This window comes from Prosthecobacter vanneervenii, from assembly GCF_014203095.1.
Lineage (GTDB): Bacteria > Verrucomicrobiota > Verrucomicrobiia > Verrucomicrobiales > Verrucomicrobiaceae > Prosthecobacter > Prosthecobacter vanneervenii.
This window is the reverse complement of sequence record NZ_JACHIG010000001.1, coordinates 442,720-459,012: the sequence shown is the minus strand read 5'-3', so window position 1 is coordinate 459,012 and position 16,293 is coordinate 442,720. Positions and strand designations below refer to the sequence as shown.

Genomic DNA, 16,293 nt, shown 5'->3' with positions numbered 1-16,293 from the left:
GCCTCTCCTGACATGAAAATCCTCCCTTGGAAAATCACCGCAGCCACCTTCACGCTCGCTGCTCTTCTCGCGGCCACCTCGCTCCCTGCCGCCACCTTTGTCATCAGCACAAACTCCACAACCGCCCAGACGCTGGGCAGTGGATCGGGACAAACCGGCACCATCAACAGTGGTGTCTCGCTTACAGTCAGCGGTGCCACAGTGGCTGTCACCATCACAGGCAACAACGAAACCCTGACCAATCTCGGCACCCTCAGCCAGACCGGCACCGGACGTGCCATCCGTGACAACACCGGAGTGACCGGCCTCATCATCAACAACGGCAGCAGCACCAACTCGACGGCCCTCATGCAGACGGCTGATGCGGACGTCATCCAGATGAACAAAGCGGCCGCCAGCGTGACTTTCAACAACTACGGCACCCTGACCTCTCTAAACGCCTCGGCTGGCGGTTCCCAGGCAATCGACTTCAACGCCATCACCAGCGGCAGCAATATCCTCAACAACTACTCCACCGGCATCATTCAGGCCTCGGAAGCCGACGCCGTTCGTCCTGGCTTGAATGGCGCTGTCAACAACGACGGCACCATCAAATCCACCACGAGCACCGGCAGCAGCAGCGATGGCATCGACGCCCAGGCAAACACCGGCATCACGATTGTGAACGCTGCCAGTGCTGGTGGTGGAACCGGCACCGGCCTGATCGAAGGCGCACGCCACGGCATCACCGGCGGCAATACGGCCACAGATGCCAGCGGTAATCCAACCGTCAACAACGGTGCCTACACCATGAGCATCACCAACAATCTCGGCGGCACCATCAAGGGAAACAATGGCTCTGGCATCAACATCGACGGTCTCAACGCCAACGAAACCGCGACCATCATCAACCGCGGCACCATCACGGGAAACGGCCGCGATCTGGGCGATGGTGCCGCTCATGATGGCGACGGAATCGATATCGATGGTGTGGTGAACATCACCAATACCGGCACCATCAAGTCCATCAATGCCTATGGCGGCACGCCCGTCGGCGGCGTGCAGGGCATCGAGAACAGCGAGGGCATCACTGTAGGTGGCGGAATCATCACCAATTCAGGCCTTATCCAGGGCAGCGTGGCTGCCGGCAACACCACAGCCATCGGCCGTGGCATCACCATTGCAGGCGTGGACAAGCTCATCACCAATGGCGGCACAGGCAGCGAGGTTGATACCCCCATTCCGGTGCAGGCTCCGTATGCCGCCACCACCATCACCAACCAGGTGGGTGGACAGATCATCGGCGACTCAGATTCCGCGATCATCTTCAGCTCCGCACTTTCCAGCGGTTTCAGTCACACCATCGCCAATCAGGCTGGTGCGCTCATCCAGACGGGCAGCACCACGGCACCCGCCATCCTGACAGCGGCTGATTTCGTGACCATCAATGACTCAGGTACAATCGACGGCTCCAGCAGCGGCAAGGCCATCACCATGGGCACCGCGGGCGGCGCGATCAATGTCTCCGGCGGATCGGCCGTCATCAATGGCAACATCGACGGTGGCAATGCCAGTGTCACTTCCGCCACCTTCACACCCGGAGTTGGAAATTCCTTCAGCTACTCGGGTTCCATGTCCAACCTGCACGATGTGACCATCTCCACCGGCAACGTCATCCTCTCCGGGGCCAGCACCTACAGCGGCAGCACCACGGTGAACGGCACTCTGAGCGTCACCAACACCACCGGCAGCGCCACAGGCTCCGGCTCCGTGCTGGTCAACTCAGGCGGCGTGCTCAAAGGCACCGGCAGCATTGGCGGAGATCTATCTCTGGCAAACGGCGGCACCCTTTCCCCCGGCCTCAGTGCGGGCACGCTCGGCGTCGGCGGCAGCCTCAGCCTCGTAAGCGGCTCTCATCTGGCCTTTGATCTGGGAAGCATCTCCGACCTCGTCAACATCACCGGCGCTCTCAACTACACCGGTGGCGGCGCCACCATCTTTGACATTGTGGACAGCGGCGGCCTGACCAGCGGCTCCGACTACACGCTGCTGAACTACGGGTCCGTTTCCGGCCTGTCCCTTTCCAATCTCTCCTTCGGCAACACCCCAGCTGGTTTTGCCGGCCAGTTCACTGTCGGCACCAACTCACTGACACTGCACGTAAACGCTGTGCCTGAGCCTTCACGCGCACTCCTGGGTGCCATGGGGCTGGCCTTCATCGCCCTGCGCCGCCGCCGCTTACGCAAGGGGACTGCCGCCTGAACAAGCCCCGAACGGAATCAAAAAAACATGGCCGGGCTGCACTCAGCAACCCGGCCATGTTCGTTCTCAGAAAGCGTACGGACTCCGCCAGTCGAAGGTCACATCAAAACTCCCCGCGAAACACGCAGCGGGCGCTGGGTGTCTCATAAATGACGATCTCGCACAGGCCGGGGAGCTGCGGGGCCAGCTTCTTCCAGAGCCATCCCGCCATGTACTCGATGGTGGGGTTTTCCAGTCCCTCGACTTCATTGAGGTAGGAGTGGTCCAGGCGGTCGATGATCGGCTTCATGGCCTTGGAAATTTCCGCGTGGTCATAGACCCAGCCGATCTTGGGGTCCACCTCGCCTTCGACGGCGATCTCCACCTTGAAGGAGTGACCATGCATCTTGGTGCATTTGTGTTCGCCGGGGAGATTGGGCAGCGTCTGGGCGGCCTCGAAACGGAAGTCTTTGATGATGCGTGCGCGCATGAATGGTTGGGGGAATGGGAGAGTCTTTAATCCACTTCTTCTCTCTGGCCAGCACGAATGCTGTGCGGAATCTGTGAATGGCCCCTCATGCCACGCTCAGGGATTCTTGTCCGGAGCAGCCGTGGGGGCAGGTGCCACGTGCGGCGGCAGGATGGTCAGGTTCAGCCGGTACACCTGTCCGTCAAAGGGGGTGCTGTTGGGGTATTTGGCCGCTTTGAGGATGCCAAAGCTCTGCCCGGCAAAGAGGCCCGCTTTGGGCTCCTGCGGAAACCCTTGGGTAAAGGGGGCCACCCCCAGCACCTCGCTATGGCCCGGCGCTGCCAGGGAGATCACGCCTCCGGTCTCGATCTGGGCGCGCAGATTCACCCGCCCCTTTTCCAGAGTGGCGGTGCTTACCGATGTGACCTGTCCATTGGCAAAGACGCTCAGCGTCGGCTGTCCGGCCACCAGATGCAGCACATAGCCAGACTGCTCATCCCCCTGGGCCAGCAGGGTGCTGTCCTGATCCACCAGCGGATCAAACTCAAAAGCCGCATCTATAAAAACACCCCTGCCTTGGATTTTCGGAACCTGATCGGCGCGAATCGTATCGCCAACCTGTAGTGCCAGATCCACCGACCCCGCAGGGCTGGTTGCCCCCACGATCTCCGCCGCCGGACGCTCGGCGCTCTTAAACTCCTTGGGGAAAAAGGAGGTCAGCTTTTCCTTGAGCCCCGCGTGTTCGGCTCTGCCCGCGAGATTGGTCCACTCGTGCGGATCATTTTGGTGGTCGTAGAGCTCCTCGCTGCCGTCTGCGTAGCGGATGTAGCGCCAGCGATCATCGCGCGCGGCATAGCCCGCATTTTTGCCACCACCCATGCAGGTGATGGCGGGGCGATCGCGCTTGGCAGCTGGATCTTGCAGCAGTGGCTTGAGACTGCTGCCATCCAGATGCTCAGGCAGCGGCAACTGGGTCAGATCGCAAAGCGTGGGATACAGATCAATGAGAGCCACGGCTTGCGCGGAGGCGCTGTCCGCCTGAGTCACACCCGGTGCGTAGATGGTGAGAGGTACGCGTGTCGTCTCCTCCCAGAGCTTGCCTTTGTGCCACATCTGCTTCTCTCCGAGATACCAGCCGTGGTCAGAGGTGAAAACGATGATTGTATTCTTCGCATTCGGCCCCTTTTCCACCGCCTCCAGGATGCGCCCCAGCATGGCATCACAGAAGGCCACACTGGCCAGATACGCACGCACGGCATCTTTCCAGAGGTGCTTTTCCAGGATCAGCTGGTGATACCCCTCTTTGAGATGCGTCTTGGCGACGGCGGGTACATCGTCCAGATCATCCGCCTTCACCTCGGGCAGCTTGATCGCATCCAGCGGTGGCAGAGCATCAAAATACTTTTGAGGCACATACCAGGGCGAGTGGGGGCGGTAGAGCCCCAGCGCCAGAAAGAAAGGCTGCTTCTGCTTTTGAGTCAGGAAATCAGCGGCAAAGGCGGCGATCTGCCCGTCATCCGTCTTCTCATCCACCACTTGAATGCCACCCCAGTCCCAGTGCCAGATATTGAGACCGTTGAAGTTCTGCCCCGTATGCACCGGCAGGTCGGGGATCTGCACCCCAGTCTCAGGAAAACGAATTCCCCAGGCTGCGTCCTGCTCAAAACCGCGCCGCCCGCCATGCCAGCCGGTCAGACGCCCCTCTGGTCCGCCATGGTTGGCATGGAATATCTTGCCTGCAGCAGCCGTCGTGTAGCCTTGGGATTTGAAATGCTCCGGCAGCGTTGGCTTGCCGACAACCTGCACGCTGCGCCGCCAGTCCTGCTCATTGCCAAACACACCATTGGAAGAGGGCAGCATCCCTGTCAGGAGGGAGGTGCGGGAGGGATTGCACAAAGCGTAGTTGCAATGAGCATTGGTAAACCGCATGCCCATCTTCGCCAGGCGGTCCATGTTGGGGGTCACCGACTGGGGGTGACCTCCCAGCCACGCCGGATAGTCGCGCAGATCATCTGCAATGATGAAGAGCACATTGGGCTTCCCTGCGGCGGAAATGGTTCGTGTTTTCGATTTCACCGCAGCACCTGCGGGGGCTGAAATCAGCGCAATGAGAACGCACAGAAAAAGACTGGCATGGGATGACATTGGTGAAACGCTCGCATGAAGCCGGCAGGATGTCGAGCCTAGCTGTTCAAAGCCTCACAATAGCGTCAAATGAACACTCTATCCTATGTATTTTATTTAGTCGTTTCTGCCGAATTTTTGATCGTGGAACGAGCTAGTTGATGAAAACGGCGACTTTGTGAAATTTTTCACAAATAGGGCTTGAACCCTTTTCCCAAGTGGCTAAAAACAAGGCCCGCCATCCCGGCCAGACCCTACAACGGCCCTCCCCGGCAGCCCCTACCCTCATGTTGTCCTCGACTCTGCACTCAACCTCCTTCTCGCCGGTGCTCGCGAACGTGCCCAGCTATGCGTCGGAGTTCTTTAAAGAGAGCAATCTGAGCTTCATCACCACATCTCTTTTCGTCGCAACCATCATCACCGGTTTGCTGCTGTGGTTCGCTCGCAAGGCCACGACGAACATGACTCTGATTCCGCACAAGACTCAGAACCTTTTCGAATTCATCGTCGAGTTTCTCTTTGGTCAGGTCGAAGGCATCGTGGGTGCAAAACTGGCCCCAAAGGTGTTCCCGCTGCTGGCGACCGTCTTCATCTACATCCTGGTGTCCAACTGGTTCGGGCTGCTGCCTGGCGTGGGAACCATTGGCTGGGGCGAAGGCACCGGCACCCTGAGCGTTAAGGAAGTTCACTTTGCACTGCTTCGTCCTCCAACGACTGACCTCAACGCCGCCTTCGGTCTTGCCGCCGCCATGTTCGTTGTCTGGCTTTACATCACCATCAAGGAAGTGGGCGTTTGGGGCTTCATCGTACACACCTTCGGCCCCAAGGGCGGCCTTAAGGGCGTCATGGGTATGATGGTGGCTCTGGTCTTCCTCTTCGTCGGCGTGATCGAAATCTTCTCGATCGTCTTCCGCCCCATCACTCTTTCCTTTCGACTCTACGGCAACATCATCGCCGGTGAAAACGTGCTTCACACCATGAGCGGCATGGGCGGCTTCCTGGGCAGCATCCTTGCCCCCTTCCCCTTCTATTTCATGGAGCTTCTCGTCGGTCTCCTGCAGGCCATTGTGTTCACCCTGCTGAGCACGGTTTACATCCAGCTCTCCACCGCTCATGACGACCACGGTCATGAAGAGGGCCACCACTAATCTCTGACTTTGCCTGCGGGACCATGCGCAACGCGTGGACGCAGGTGACACAACAAACCAAACTAGACACACGACTATGACACTCGAACTCATCTCCATGGCCTCCGAAGCAGCAGCTCAGGTTCCCACCGGCGTCACCGGTTCCATCGCCACCGGTATCGGTGCTGGCAGCGCCGCCATCGGCGTGGGCCTCATCGGTTCCAAGGCTGTGGAAGCCGTCGGCCGCAACCCCGGCGCTTTCGGCAACATCCTGACCCTCGGCATTATCGCCATGGCCCTTGCAGAAGGTCTCGGCATTCTGTCCTTCATTCTTGGCAAGTAAGCCTTGAATTTCGCGGCGGGCTGAGTCCCAGCCCGCCGCAGCTAGCTCTCTTCTTCTCTCTCCTTTTTCTCTTCAAACTTCGGCCATGGACCAGATCAAAGGCATCGCATATCAAATCGCAGGCGACTTCGGACTCGCCTGGGGCAAGTTCTTCGCCCAAGTCATCATTTTCATCGCGGTCTACAGCATCCTGAAGAAGTTCGCTTTTGGTCCCATCCTGGCCATGCTGGAGCAGCGCCGCCAGCGCATCGCCGATGGCGAAGCCAAGCTCGAAAAAATCGCCCGCGAAGCCGCAGAGGCCAAGCAGAACACCCAGGCCATTCTCGACAAAGCAGAGGCTGACGCAGCCCGCATCGTGAAGGAAGCCGACGACGCCGCCAAGGCCATCCAGGAGCGCCGCCAGCAGGACGCCGTGGCCAGCGCCAACACCATCATCGCCAAGGCCCGTGAAGCCGCCCAGCTTGAGCAGGAGCAGCTCATGTCCCAGCTGAAGCGTGAATTCGGCCGCATGGTCTCCGACGCCACCAGCCGCGTCACCGGCAAGGTCCTCAACACCGAAGACCAGACCCGCATCAACCAGGAAACCGCCGCCCAGGTCTCCGCTTAATTTTTCTGCCGCTTCGCCATCATGAAGATCACCAAAGAAGCCCGACGCACCTCCCGCCAGCTCTTCCGCGCCTGCATGGTCAACGGAAAGCTCGATGAATCCAGCGTGCGCAAGGTGGTCAGCACCGTGGCCGGCAGCAAGCCCCGTGGCTACATCGGCATCCTCGATGCCTTTGCACGCCTCGTGGCCAACGAAGTCGATCGTCAGCGTGCCGCAGTGGAAAGCGCCTCCCCGCTTTCCCCCGCCACACAGACCGAGCTCCAGGCAAGCCTTTCCAAGAAGTACGGCCGCCCGCTCACCCTCGACTTCAGTGTCAATCCAGAGCTGCTCGGTGGCATCCGCGTGAAGGTCGGCTCTGATGTCTGGGACGGCAGCGTCAAAGCACGTCTCAAAGCCCTGTCTGACTCCCTCGCCGCTTAATTCCCGCCCCGCCTCTTCCCTCTTAGCTTTTTAAAACCAGTAATACCATGAGCAACATCCTCCAGGAGATCGAATCCCAAATCGCCGGCCTCAAGACCGCCGTCACGAAGTCCAATGTGGGCATCGTCCGTGAAATCGGTGACGGCGCAGCCAAGATTGAAGGCTTGAGCGATGTGATGCTCAACGAAATGATCGAGTTCCCCGGCGGTGTGTACGGTCTCGCTCTGAACCTCGAAGAAACCGAAGTCGGCTGCGTGCTCCTCGGCTCCGGCGAAAACATCAAGGCTGGCGACGAAGTCAAGACCACTGGCCGCCTCCTCTCAGTGCCGGTCGGCAAGAGCCTCCTGGGCCGCGTGGTGAACGCGCTCGGTCAGGCCATCGACGGCAAAGGCGAAGTGAAGGGTGCAACCCAGTATCCCGTCGAAAAGCTCGCCCCTGGCATCATTGCCCGTAAGTCCGTGTCCGTCCCCGTGCAGACCGGCATCATGAGCATCGACGCCATGATCCCGATCGGTCGTGGTCAGCGCGAACTGATCATCGGTGACCGCTCCACCGGCAAGACCACCATCGCCGTTGACGCCATCATCTCCCAGGCCCAGCAGAACAAGGCTGCCGAACAGGGCAAGCTGAAGGGCCACAAGCCCCTCTACTGCATCTACGTCGCCATCGGCCAGAAGCAGTCCAACATCGCCCGCGTCATCAAGACCCTCGAAGACGCCGGTGCCATGGAATACACCACCATCGTCAGCGCTTCCGCCTCTGACTCCGCGGTGAACCAGTATCTCGCCCCCTACGCCGGTGCTGCCATCGGTGAGTGGTTCATGGATCAGGGCATGGACGTCCTCATCGTCTATGATGACCTTTCCAAGCAGGCTGTGGCTTACCGTCAGGTGTCCCTCATCCTGAAGCGCCCTTCCGGCCGTGAAGCTTATCCGGGCGACGTGTTCTATCTCCACTCCCGTCTGCTTGAGCGCTCCTGCCGCGTCAGCGAAAACTACGGTGGTGGCTCCATGACCGCTCTGCCGATCATCGAGACCCAGGCTGGCGACGTGTCCGCCTACATCCCGACGAACGTGATCTCCATCACCGACGGTCAGATCTTCCTCGAAACCGACCTCTTCTATCAGGGCATCCGTCCCGCCATCTCCGTGGGTCTCTCCGTGTCCCGTGTGGGTTCCGCCGCTCAGACGAAGGCCATCAAGAAGGTGTCCGGCACCACGAAGCTCGACCTCGCCCAGTTCCGCGAACTCGCCGCTTTCGCCCAGTTCGGTTCCGACCTGGACGCTGGCACGAAGGCCAAGCTGGACCGCGGTGCGCGCATCGTGGAACTCTTCAAGCAGCAGCAGTATCAGCCCAAGAGCCTGCCCATCATGGTCAGCACTCTCTACGCCATGCAGAAGGGCTACTTTGACTCCGTCTCCGTGGACCGCGTGAAGGAATTCCAGACCAAACTGGAAGAATACCTCACCACCCGCAAGGCCGAGCTCATGGACCAGCTGGCCAACGAGAAGACCCTCGACAACGTCGAAGCCGGCCTCAAGTCCGCCCTCGACGACTTCAAGACCGCTTGGAAGTAAGTTGTTTTAGTTCAGAGTTTTTCATCCTTCATCCTTTAAAAGATGCCCTCCACCCGCGACATCAGACGCCGTATCAAATCGGTCAAAAACACGGCCCAGATCACCAAGGCCATGCAGCTCGTCGCGGCCGCGAAGATGAAAAAGGCGCAGGATCAGGCCAGCAACGGCCGCGCCTACGCCGAGATGCTCAACAAGATTCTCGTGAATCTCAAGGAGCACGCTGAAGAAGGCATCCATCCCTTCTTCTCCGCTGGCAAGGGGGACAAAACCCTCGTCCTGCTCATCGCCTCCGACAAAGGCCTCTGCGGCGCCTTGAACACCAACCTGTTCAAGAAGCTCCTCACCACGCAGATCGAAGGCGAAGTCGAATACGTCACCATCGGCAAAAAAGCCGTCCAAGCCATCAACCGTCTGCGCCGCACCCTGCTGGCTGACTTCCCGATCAAGGACCCTGCCAAGTTCCCTGAAGTGCGCGCCGTTAGCCGCTTCCTCCAGGAAAAATATCGCACCGGCGAATACAAGAAGGTGCTGGTCGTCTTCAACAACTTCATCAACACCGTCACCGTCGTTCCCTCCGTGGAGCAGCTTTTGCCGGTGAACCCGGTGACCCTGGGTGGCAAGCGTGACTTTGGCCATGACACCTCCGCTCCTGCGGGCCCTTCACTCGAATACAAATTTGAGCCGAGTGCCCAGGTTGTGTTTGAAACCGTGCTCCCGCAGTATGTGAACGACACCGTGTATCAGATGGTGCTCGAATCCCGCGCCTCCGAGCACTCCAGCCGAATGGTGGCTATGAAGAACGCCACCGACAACGCCAAGCAGATGATCAAGGACCTCAGCCTTGAGTACAACAAGCTCCGCCAGGCCGCGATCACCAACGAACTCCTCGAAATCACCACCGCCAAGATGGCTCTCGAATAAGCCCCTTCCACCCATCCCCTTTTACCTTTCATTTTTTATATGAGCAACATCGGCAAAATCGTTCAAGTCATCGGTCCCGTGGTGGACGTGGATTTCTCCGCTACCGGCAAGCTTCCGGCCATCTACAACGCCCTCGAAATCAATTTCGAGCAGGGTGGCAAGTCCGTCCGCCTCGTCTGCGAAGTGCAGCAGCATCTCGGTGACGGCTGGGTCCGCTCCATCGCCATGATCTCCACTGAAGGTCTGAAGCGCGGTATGGACGTGACCGACACCGGTGGCCCGATCACCGTTCCTGTGGGTGAAGAAGTTCTTGGCCGTATCTTCAACGTGACCGGAGACGCCTGCGATGACCAGCCCGCTCCCTCCGTCCAGAAGCGCTATCCCATCCACCGTGCAGCCCCTGCACTCGTGGACCAGAATCCTTCCGCTCAGATCCTCGAAACCGGCATCAAGGTGATCGACCTCATCTGCCCCTTCACCAAGGGTGGTAAAGTGGGCGCCTTCGGTGGTGCAGGCGTCGGCAAGACCGTGGTGATCATGGAGCTCATCAACAACATCGCCAAAGGCCACGGTGGTTACTCCGTGTTCGCCGGTGTGGGTGAGCGCACCCGTGAAGGTAACGACCTCTACCACGAAATGATCGAGTCCGAGGTTATCAAGGTGAAGAAGAACGGCCACGACATCGTGAAGAACGACCAGGGCGGTTACACCTGCGAACCTGGCTCCAAGGTGGCCCTCGTGTACGGCCAGATGAACGAGCCCCCGGGAGCCCGTCTCCGCGTCGCTCTCTCCGCCCTCTCCATGGCTGAGTACTTCCGCGACGAGAAGAACCAGGACGTGCTTTTCTTCGTGGACAACGTCTTCCGTTTCTCCCAGGCCGGTTCTGAAGTGTCCGCTCTCCTTGGACGTACGCCTTCCGCTGTGGGTTACCAGCCCACCCTCGCCGCTGAAATGGGTCAGATGCAGGAGCGAATCACCTCCACCAAGACCGGTTCCATCACCTCCTTCCAGGCCGTTTACGTGCCTGCTGACGACTTGACCGACCCTGCTCCGGCCAACACCTTCGCCCACCTTGACTCCACCGTGGTGCTTGAGCGTTCCCTCGCCGAGCTGGGCATCTACCCTGCTGTGGACCCCCTCGCCTCCGTGTCCAAGGCTCTTGCCCCCGAAATCGTGGGTGCCGAGCACTACCGTGTGGCCCGTGGCGTGCAGCGCGTCCTTCAGCGCTACAAAGACCTGCAGGACATCATCGCCATCCTTGGCATGGACGAACTCAGCGAAGAAGACAAGCTCACCGTGTTCCGCGCACGTAAGCTTCAGCGCTTCCTCTCCCAGCCCTTCCATGTGGCCGAAATCTTCACCGGCACCAAGGGCGAGTACGTCAAGGTGGCCGACACCATCAAGGGCTTCGCTGAAATCCTTGACGGCAAGCACGACAACGTCCCCGAAGCCAACTTCTACATGAAGGGCGGCATCGACAGCGTGAAGAAGGACTAAGCTGCTGCTTTTTCGTCATTCTGAGTCAGTCATTCGTCATTTCCTTCCCACATGCCTCTCAAACTCGAAATCGTCACCCCAGATGCCCGCGTCTATTCAGACGAGGTCGATACCGTCGTGCTTCCAGGTTACGAAGGTGAGATGGGCGTGCTGCCTGCGCACAGTAATCTCGTGACCACCCTGCGTCCCGGCGAGCTGCGCATCACCAAGGCTGGCAAGACGACCGAACTGGCCGTTGGCGAAGGCCTTGTCGAAGTGACCGGTTCCGTCACGCGCATCCTCACGGATTCCGCGCTGGACGCCGACAAGATCGACGAAAAGGCCGCTGAAGAAGCCATCGCCCGCGCCAAGAAGACCCTTGAAGAACTCAAGCCTGGTGAACACCAAGAGGAAGTGGCAGCCGCCATGGCCGCCATCCAGCGCGCCACCGCCCACCTCAACTTCAAGCGCAAGCGCAAGACCGTCTAAAGGACCAGCCAACGCTCCGACAATTCAAGGCACTGAGATGAAAGTCTCAGTGCCTTTTTGTTTAGTGCGAATCGCAGGCGGTGTTTCCAGGTCAAGTCACCGCCACAGCCGGGATTATACCACGCACAGCTGAAAAAGGGTCTCATGGGTGGAAGCCAGCATTTCATGCGGACAAGCCAGCGCTCTGGCGGAGAGGGATCGTCCCGATCCCTCTCGCTCCCGCATCGCCCTGCGTTCTCGTACCTCCACAAAACCGAGCCTCCCGCATCGTCCAGCGCCCTCGCACCTCCACGAAGCTGCTGCAGGAGGGGGATCAAGATGATCCCCCTCCTCCGTCGGCTCGTGCCTCCGTCTTCAGACCCGTTTTCATCTCATCAGGGTATTAACCCAGCACGCGAAAAGGCGGCTGGTCCTCCAGCCGCCCTCATGCCTCACCAAGCACCATTACCGCGCCTTCTCACTGAGAGATTGAGAAGGAATCCACGATGCGCTGCACCGCAGGCCCTTTGGTAACTGGCATGCCGTAATACGAGAACAGCAGACCGATCATCTGCCCCTGATGGATGAAGGTGTAGTTCAGCAGAGATTGCTGGGCCTCGGGCTTTTGGGCCTCAAAGCGCAACGCCTCGCGTCCGCCCACTCTGACGAGCTGAGGCTTGTTGAATTTGGTGAATCCCTTCCGAGTCCATGCGCCCTGCAGGGTTTTGAAAAACGCCTTGTCCGTCACGCTTTGAAAGCTGGTCTCCGGCACAGAGATGAGGGCAAACACCATCCCACCCGGCTGGCCACCTTCATTCTCGCGTGCGGCTCCCAGCAGGCGTCCGGGCCCCTTGGTTTTGGGCATCGTCTTCCACCCCGCAGGCAGAAAGAAAGAGATGTGCTGGCTGGGGAAAGAGAGCTGCTCGCCTCCCGCCACCGGCTGGCGCTGTGGCTTGGAGGAGGTGGCGCAGCTCATCAGGGACAGGGCACTTGTGAGGAGGAGGAGAGACAGGCAGGCTTTCTTCATGGCAGGCCTCCGCAGTAGCCGTTCTCCCCTCCCGGGGTCAAGCACGAAAGAGCGCCGCCCCCGACCCTGCGCATATTCCAAAGCGCGGCCCACCTTTGTAGTTGGCAGACCGGGGATTCCCACGCAGGCTCTGTGAGTCAGCAACCACACCACGCCTATGTCCATCGCCTTTGGCTGTTTTGTCGGATCCATTGTCTGGTTCCTCATGCGCTACCTGATCGCAGGTTTCTACACGGTGAATCAAAACGAGCGGGCGGTGAAAACCAGCTTTGGCCGCGTCCAGCGCATCGGCAGCCTCCGCACCGTGGACGATCCCGTGGCAGAGCACCTCACCCCGGAGCAAAAGCTGCGCTACGACTACCCGCAGGTGCGTGTCATCCCGCCGGGCGGTCCGTATTTCAAATGGCCCTGGGAGCACGTGTACAAAGTGGATGTGGCCACCAGCACTGTAAACATGGCCTGGGATCCCAATGATCCCAGCGCCAACAGCTCCGGCAGCATTCTGGAGGCCGTGACCAAGGACCAGCTCAATGTGGGGCTCACCGGCCAGATCCGCTTCCGTGTCTCTGACCGCAATCTCTACGCCTTCATCTTCGGCGTGAAGAACGCCTACGCCCATGTCATGGGCTACTTCGTCAGCGTGCTGCGCGAGCGCATCGCCACCTTTGAGGCGCCCAAGGCCCAGGGGGTGGAGGCAGAGCAGCCTGCCAGCGCCGCCGCCAGCATCAGCATCTCCATCAATGACATCCGCAAAAATCTGCGCGACCTCAATGAGCACATGGATCGCGAGTGCCTTAGCTCCTCGGCACGCTACGGCATCGTCCTGGATGCCTCCCTGATCACCGGCATCGATCCGCCGCAGGAGGTCGAGTCCGCGCTCGCCGCCATCAACACCGCCTACAACCAGGTCTCCTCGGACATCAGCCTTGCCCAGGCTAGCGCCGACCAGAAGATCGTGCAGTCACAGCGCGCCGTGGAGATCGAAACACTCAAGGCCCAGGCCGAAGTCGAGCCCCTGAGGCGTCTGGCAGACCAGCTCAGCCAGCTGAAATCCCGGGGCACCACAGCCCTGCGTGCCTACGTGCGCAACGTGCGGCTCGCCCTCTTTGACAAAGCCGGACAGGTCTTCGTCGAAACCCACAAGGACTAAACCCAGAACCTCGCACTGAGACCATCCTATGGACGCTTTTTCCAATTTCCTCATCGCTGCGGCCGGCACCTTCATCGCCTGCAGCATCGCCGTCCCCCTGCTGCTCTGGATCGCCCGTGTCGCCGGTCTCTACGCCATCGTGCAGGAGCGCCGGGCGCAGGTTTACGTGCTGTTTGGCAAGGTCATCGGCACCATCGACGAGCCCGGACTGCACTTCCTGCCCAAGAAACTTGGGCTTTCAGCCTTCCTGGTGAACTGGCTGGGCAAATGCCATGAAGTGGACCTGCGTCTGGACCAGACCTACCTGCGCAGCCAGCCTGTGAACTCCGAGGAGGGCGCGCCCATGGGTATTGGCATCTGGTATGAAATGTTTGTCAGCGATCCCGTCTCCTTCCTCTTCAAAAACACCGACCCCAGCGGCTCTCTCTCCGCCAACGTGAGCAACTCCACCGTCCGCTGCCTCAGCAACATGCCGCTGGCAGACATGCTGGTAAACCGCCACGTCATGAGCGACACCGTGCGCAATGAAGTGACGCCCAAGTCCCACGAGTGGGGCTACAAGCTCGGCAGCGTGTACATCCGCAAGGTCCACTTCCGCGATGCCAAGATGATCAAGCAGATCGAGAGCAAGGTCGTGAACCGTCTCCGTCAGGTCACCTCCGCCATCAAGCAGGACGGCGCCAACCAGGTCAACATCATCACCAGCACCGCCGAAAAGACCGCCGCCATCGAACTCGCCAAAGCCGCCGCCGTGCGTCCCGAAATCGTCGGCAACGCCCTCCGCGACATTTCAGCCGACCCCGATGTGGCCCAGGCTGTGTTTGATGTGCTGGAAGCCCAGAAGATCATCGGCGGTCAGGCCACCGTGACCCTCGTTCCCTCCTCCGGAGGCGGCTTGCTCACGGAACTGCTCGCGGCGCAGCAGCCACGAAGTGAGAGCTCTCCTCCTCCTTTGAAGAAGTAAGTTCCTGCTGAGAAGCCAACGCTGGCAGCATCAAGAGCTTGCAGGCAGGTGAAGATGGAACCATCTCCGCCTCATTTCCGTCGCTTGCATTCCCTGCACGTCTGCTACAATCGCCCTCCCGCCTTTTTCGGGCGCTGGCTTGTCGTTTCCCCTCAAATTTCGTCATTTTCCCACCCCACATGTCCCACAGAGTCCTTATCATCGGTGCCGGCGGCGTTGGCCGCGTTGTTGTCCATAAATGCGCCCAGCAGCCCGACGTGTTCGGCGAGATCATGCTGGCCAGCCGCACCAAGTCCAAGTGCGACAGCATCGCCGCTGAACTCAAGCGCCCCATCCAGACCGCCGCTGTGGACGCCGACAACGTGCCGGAGCTGGTGGCCCTGCTGAAGAGCTTCAAGCCCGAGGTCGTCATCAATGTCGCCCTGCCCTACCAGGACCTCACCATCATGGACGCCTGCCTCGAAGCCGGCGTGCATTACATCGACACCGCCAACTACGAGCCGCGCGATGTGGCCAAGTTTGAATACCACTGGCAGTGGGCCTACCAGGACAAGTTCAAGAAGGCGGGCCTCACCGCGCTGCTCGGCTGCGGCTTTGACCCGGGCGTCACGAATGTGTACACCGCCTACGCGCTGAAGCACCACTTCTCCAAGATCGACACCCTCGACATCATCGACTGCAACGCCGGTGACCACGGCAAAGCCTTTGCCACCAACTTCAATCCCGAGATCAACCTGCGCGAAGTCACCGCCAACGGCCGCTACTGGGAAAACGACCAGTGGGTGGAAACCAAGCCGCTCGAAATCAAGCGCAGCTTCCCCTTCCCGGATGGCATCGGGCCAAAGAACATCTACTGCCTCTATCACGAGGAGCTGGAGTCCCTGACCAAGCACATCCCCATGCGCCGTGCGCGCTTCTGGATGACCTTTGGCGACGCCTACATCAAGCACATGGAAGTGCTGGTGAACGTGGGCATGACCGGCATCCATCCCGTGAAGCACAAGGGCGTGGACATCATCCCCATCGAATTCCTCAAGACCCTGCTGCCTGAGCCCGGCACCCTCGGCCCCGACACCAAGGGCAAGACCTGCATCGGCAACTGGATCGAAGGCACTGGCAAGGACGGCAAGCCGCTCCGCTACTACGTGTACAACATCTGCGACCATCAGGACTGCTACAAGGAAACGAACAGCCAGGGCGTGAGCTACACCACCGGCGTGCCCGCCATGATCGCCGCCCGCCAGCTCCTGACCAATCCTGACGAATACCGCCAGCCCGGCGTGTGGAATGTGGAGCAGCTCAATCCAGATCCCTTCATGAAGGACCTCAACGCCTACGGCCTGCCCTGGGTGGAGACCTGGCCCACGGAGAAGATGCCTGGGGAGTAAAGATGTTCAAAG

Annotated in this window: 15 protein-coding genes; 12 read left to right on the top strand and 3 right to left on the bottom strand. The window is 59.9% G+C overall.

The genetic code is table 11. The annotated features are described in order from the left end of the window. The first annotated feature begins 12 nt into the window (after nt 1-12). The gene (locus HNQ65_RS01635) at nt 13-2,241 is read left to right on the top strand and encodes a hypothetical protein (RefSeq protein ID WP_221306010.1); all 2,229 of its coding nucleotides are present in this window, start codon (nt 13-15) and stop codon (nt 2,239-2,241) included. Nucleotides 2,242-2,344: 103 nt separating this feature from the next. On the opposite strand, the gene queD is transcribed toward HNQ65_RS01635, so the two are convergent. Together queD and HNQ65_RS01625 are read right to left on the bottom strand one after the other, a co-directional pair. Next, complete coding sequence (queD, locus tag HNQ65_RS01630; protein WP_184337706.1) at nt 2,345-2,710, bottom strand: 6-carboxytetrahydropterin synthase QueD; 366 nt, start codon at nt 2,708-2,710, stop codon at nt 2,345-2,347. Between the two features lie 96 nt (nt 2,711-2,806). Further along, nucleotides 2,807-4,834, bottom strand: coding sequence for a sulfatase (locus tag HNQ65_RS01625; protein ID WP_184337705.1), 2,028 nt, complete (start codon nt 4,832-4,834; stop codon nt 2,807-2,809). Nucleotides 4,835-5,100: 266 nt separating this feature from the next. Between HNQ65_RS01625 and atpB the strand changes: the two genes are divergently transcribed. From atpB to atpC, 8 genes are all read left to right on the top strand, one after another. Beyond that, nucleotides 5,101-5,961, top strand: coding sequence for a F0F1 ATP synthase subunit A (gene atpB, locus HNQ65_RS01620; RefSeq protein WP_184337703.1), 861 nt, complete (start codon nt 5,101-5,103; stop codon nt 5,959-5,961). A gap of 76 nt (nt 5,962-6,037) precedes the next feature. Beyond that, the gene (locus tag HNQ65_RS01615) at nt 6,038-6,283 is read left to right on the top strand and encodes an ATP synthase F0 subunit C (protein ID WP_246437484.1); all 246 of its coding nucleotides are present in this window, start codon (nt 6,038-6,040) and stop codon (nt 6,281-6,283) included. Nucleotides 6,284-6,368: 85 nt separating this feature from the next. Continuing rightward, complete coding sequence (locus tag HNQ65_RS01610; RefSeq protein ID WP_184337701.1) at nt 6,369-6,890, top strand: F0F1 ATP synthase subunit B family protein; 522 nt, start codon at nt 6,369-6,371, stop codon at nt 6,888-6,890. A gap of 21 nt (nt 6,891-6,911) precedes the next feature. Beyond that, nucleotides 6,912-7,310, top strand: a complete 399-nt coding sequence (atpH, locus tag HNQ65_RS01605) for an ATP synthase F1 subunit delta (RefSeq protein WP_184337699.1) — start codon at nt 6,912-6,914, stop codon at nt 7,308-7,310. 47 nt (nt 7,311-7,357) lie between these two features. Beyond that, nucleotides 7,358-8,887 (top strand): F0F1 ATP synthase subunit alpha, encoded by a 1,530-nt coding sequence (gene atpA, locus HNQ65_RS01600; protein ID WP_184337697.1) that lies wholly within the window; start codon nt 7,358-7,360, stop codon nt 8,885-8,887. 42 nt (nt 8,888-8,929) lie between these two features. After that, nucleotides 8,930-9,808 carry an ATP synthase F1 subunit gamma gene (gene atpG, locus HNQ65_RS01595; RefSeq protein WP_184337695.1) on the top strand — a complete coding sequence of 293 codons (879 nt, stop codon included), beginning with the start codon at nt 8,930-8,932 and terminating at the stop codon, nt 9,806-9,808. Nucleotides 9,809-9,847: 39 nt separating this feature from the next. Next, the gene (atpD, locus tag HNQ65_RS01590; protein ID WP_184337693.1) at nt 9,848-11,305 is read left to right on the top strand and encodes a F0F1 ATP synthase subunit beta; all 1,458 of its coding nucleotides are present in this window, start codon (nt 9,848-9,850) and stop codon (nt 11,303-11,305) included. Between the two features lie 51 nt (nt 11,306-11,356). Then, the gene (gene atpC, locus HNQ65_RS01585) at nt 11,357-11,773 is read left to right on the top strand and encodes an ATP synthase F1 subunit epsilon (RefSeq protein WP_184337691.1); all 417 of its coding nucleotides are present in this window, start codon (nt 11,357-11,359) and stop codon (nt 11,771-11,773) included. Nucleotides 11,774-12,230: 457 nt separating this feature from the next. Here the strand turns inward: atpC and HNQ65_RS01580 are convergent, their stop codons facing one another. Beyond that, a complete protein-coding gene (locus HNQ65_RS01580) occupies nt 12,231-12,779 on the bottom strand; it encodes a hypothetical protein (RefSeq protein ID WP_184337690.1) in 549 nt (182 codons plus the stop codon). Between the two features lie 157 nt (nt 12,780-12,936). Between HNQ65_RS01580 and HNQ65_RS01575 the strand changes: the two genes are divergently transcribed. From HNQ65_RS01575 to HNQ65_RS01565, 3 genes are all read left to right on the top strand, one after another. Further along, nucleotides 12,937-13,929 (top strand): SPFH domain-containing protein, encoded by a 993-nt coding sequence (locus HNQ65_RS01575; protein WP_184337688.1) that lies wholly within the window; start codon nt 12,937-12,939, stop codon nt 13,927-13,929. 28 nt (nt 13,930-13,957) lie between these two features. After that, nucleotides 13,958-14,893 (top strand): SPFH domain-containing protein, encoded by a 936-nt coding sequence (locus tag HNQ65_RS01570; protein ID WP_184337686.1) that lies wholly within the window; start codon nt 13,958-13,960, stop codon nt 14,891-14,893. Between the two features lie 179 nt (nt 14,894-15,072). Next, complete coding sequence (locus HNQ65_RS01565; protein ID WP_184337684.1) at nt 15,073-16,281, top strand: saccharopine dehydrogenase family protein; 1,209 nt, start codon at nt 15,073-15,075, stop codon at nt 16,279-16,281. Nucleotides 16,282-16,293: the final 12 nt, after the last annotated feature.

What these genes read in the sequence shown, in the direction of transcription:
- HNQ65_RS01635 (WP_221306010.1), top strand. Translation starts at nt 13, where the DNA reads ATGAAAATCCTCCCTTGGAAAATCACCGCAGCCACCTTCACGCTCGCT.
- queD (WP_184337706.1), bottom strand. Translation starts at nt 2,710, where the DNA reads ATGCGCGCACGCATCATCAAAGACTTCCGTTTCGAGGCCGCCCAGACG.
- HNQ65_RS01625 (WP_184337705.1), bottom strand. Translation starts at nt 4,834, where the DNA reads ATGTCATCCCATGCCAGTCTTTTTCTGTGCGTTCTCATTGCGCTGATT.
- atpB (WP_184337703.1), top strand. Translation starts at nt 5,101, where the DNA reads ATGTTGTCCTCGACTCTGCACTCAACCTCCTTCTCGCCGGTGCTCGCG.
- HNQ65_RS01615 (WP_246437484.1), top strand. Translation starts at nt 6,038, where the DNA reads ATGACACTCGAACTCATCTCCATGGCCTCCGAAGCAGCAGCTCAGGTT.
- HNQ65_RS01610 (WP_184337701.1), top strand. Translation starts at nt 6,369, where the DNA reads ATGGACCAGATCAAAGGCATCGCATATCAAATCGCAGGCGACTTCGGA.
- atpH (WP_184337699.1), top strand. Translation starts at nt 6,912, where the DNA reads ATGAAGATCACCAAAGAAGCCCGACGCACCTCCCGCCAGCTCTTCCGC.
- atpA (WP_184337697.1), top strand. Translation starts at nt 7,358, where the DNA reads ATGAGCAACATCCTCCAGGAGATCGAATCCCAAATCGCCGGCCTCAAG.
- atpG (WP_184337695.1), top strand. Translation starts at nt 8,930, where the DNA reads ATGCCCTCCACCCGCGACATCAGACGCCGTATCAAATCGGTCAAAAAC.
- atpD (WP_184337693.1), top strand. Translation starts at nt 9,848, where the DNA reads ATGAGCAACATCGGCAAAATCGTTCAAGTCATCGGTCCCGTGGTGGAC.
- atpC (WP_184337691.1), top strand. Translation starts at nt 11,357, where the DNA reads ATGCCTCTCAAACTCGAAATCGTCACCCCAGATGCCCGCGTCTATTCA.
- HNQ65_RS01580 (WP_184337690.1), bottom strand. Translation starts at nt 12,779, where the DNA reads ATGAAGAAAGCCTGCCTGTCTCTCCTCCTCCTCACAAGTGCCCTGTCC.
- HNQ65_RS01575 (WP_184337688.1), top strand. Translation starts at nt 12,937, where the DNA reads ATGTCCATCGCCTTTGGCTGTTTTGTCGGATCCATTGTCTGGTTCCTC.
- HNQ65_RS01570 (WP_184337686.1), top strand. Translation starts at nt 13,958, where the DNA reads ATGGACGCTTTTTCCAATTTCCTCATCGCTGCGGCCGGCACCTTCATC.
- HNQ65_RS01565 (WP_184337684.1), top strand. Translation starts at nt 15,073, where the DNA reads ATGTCCCACAGAGTCCTTATCATCGGTGCCGGCGGCGTTGGCCGCGTT.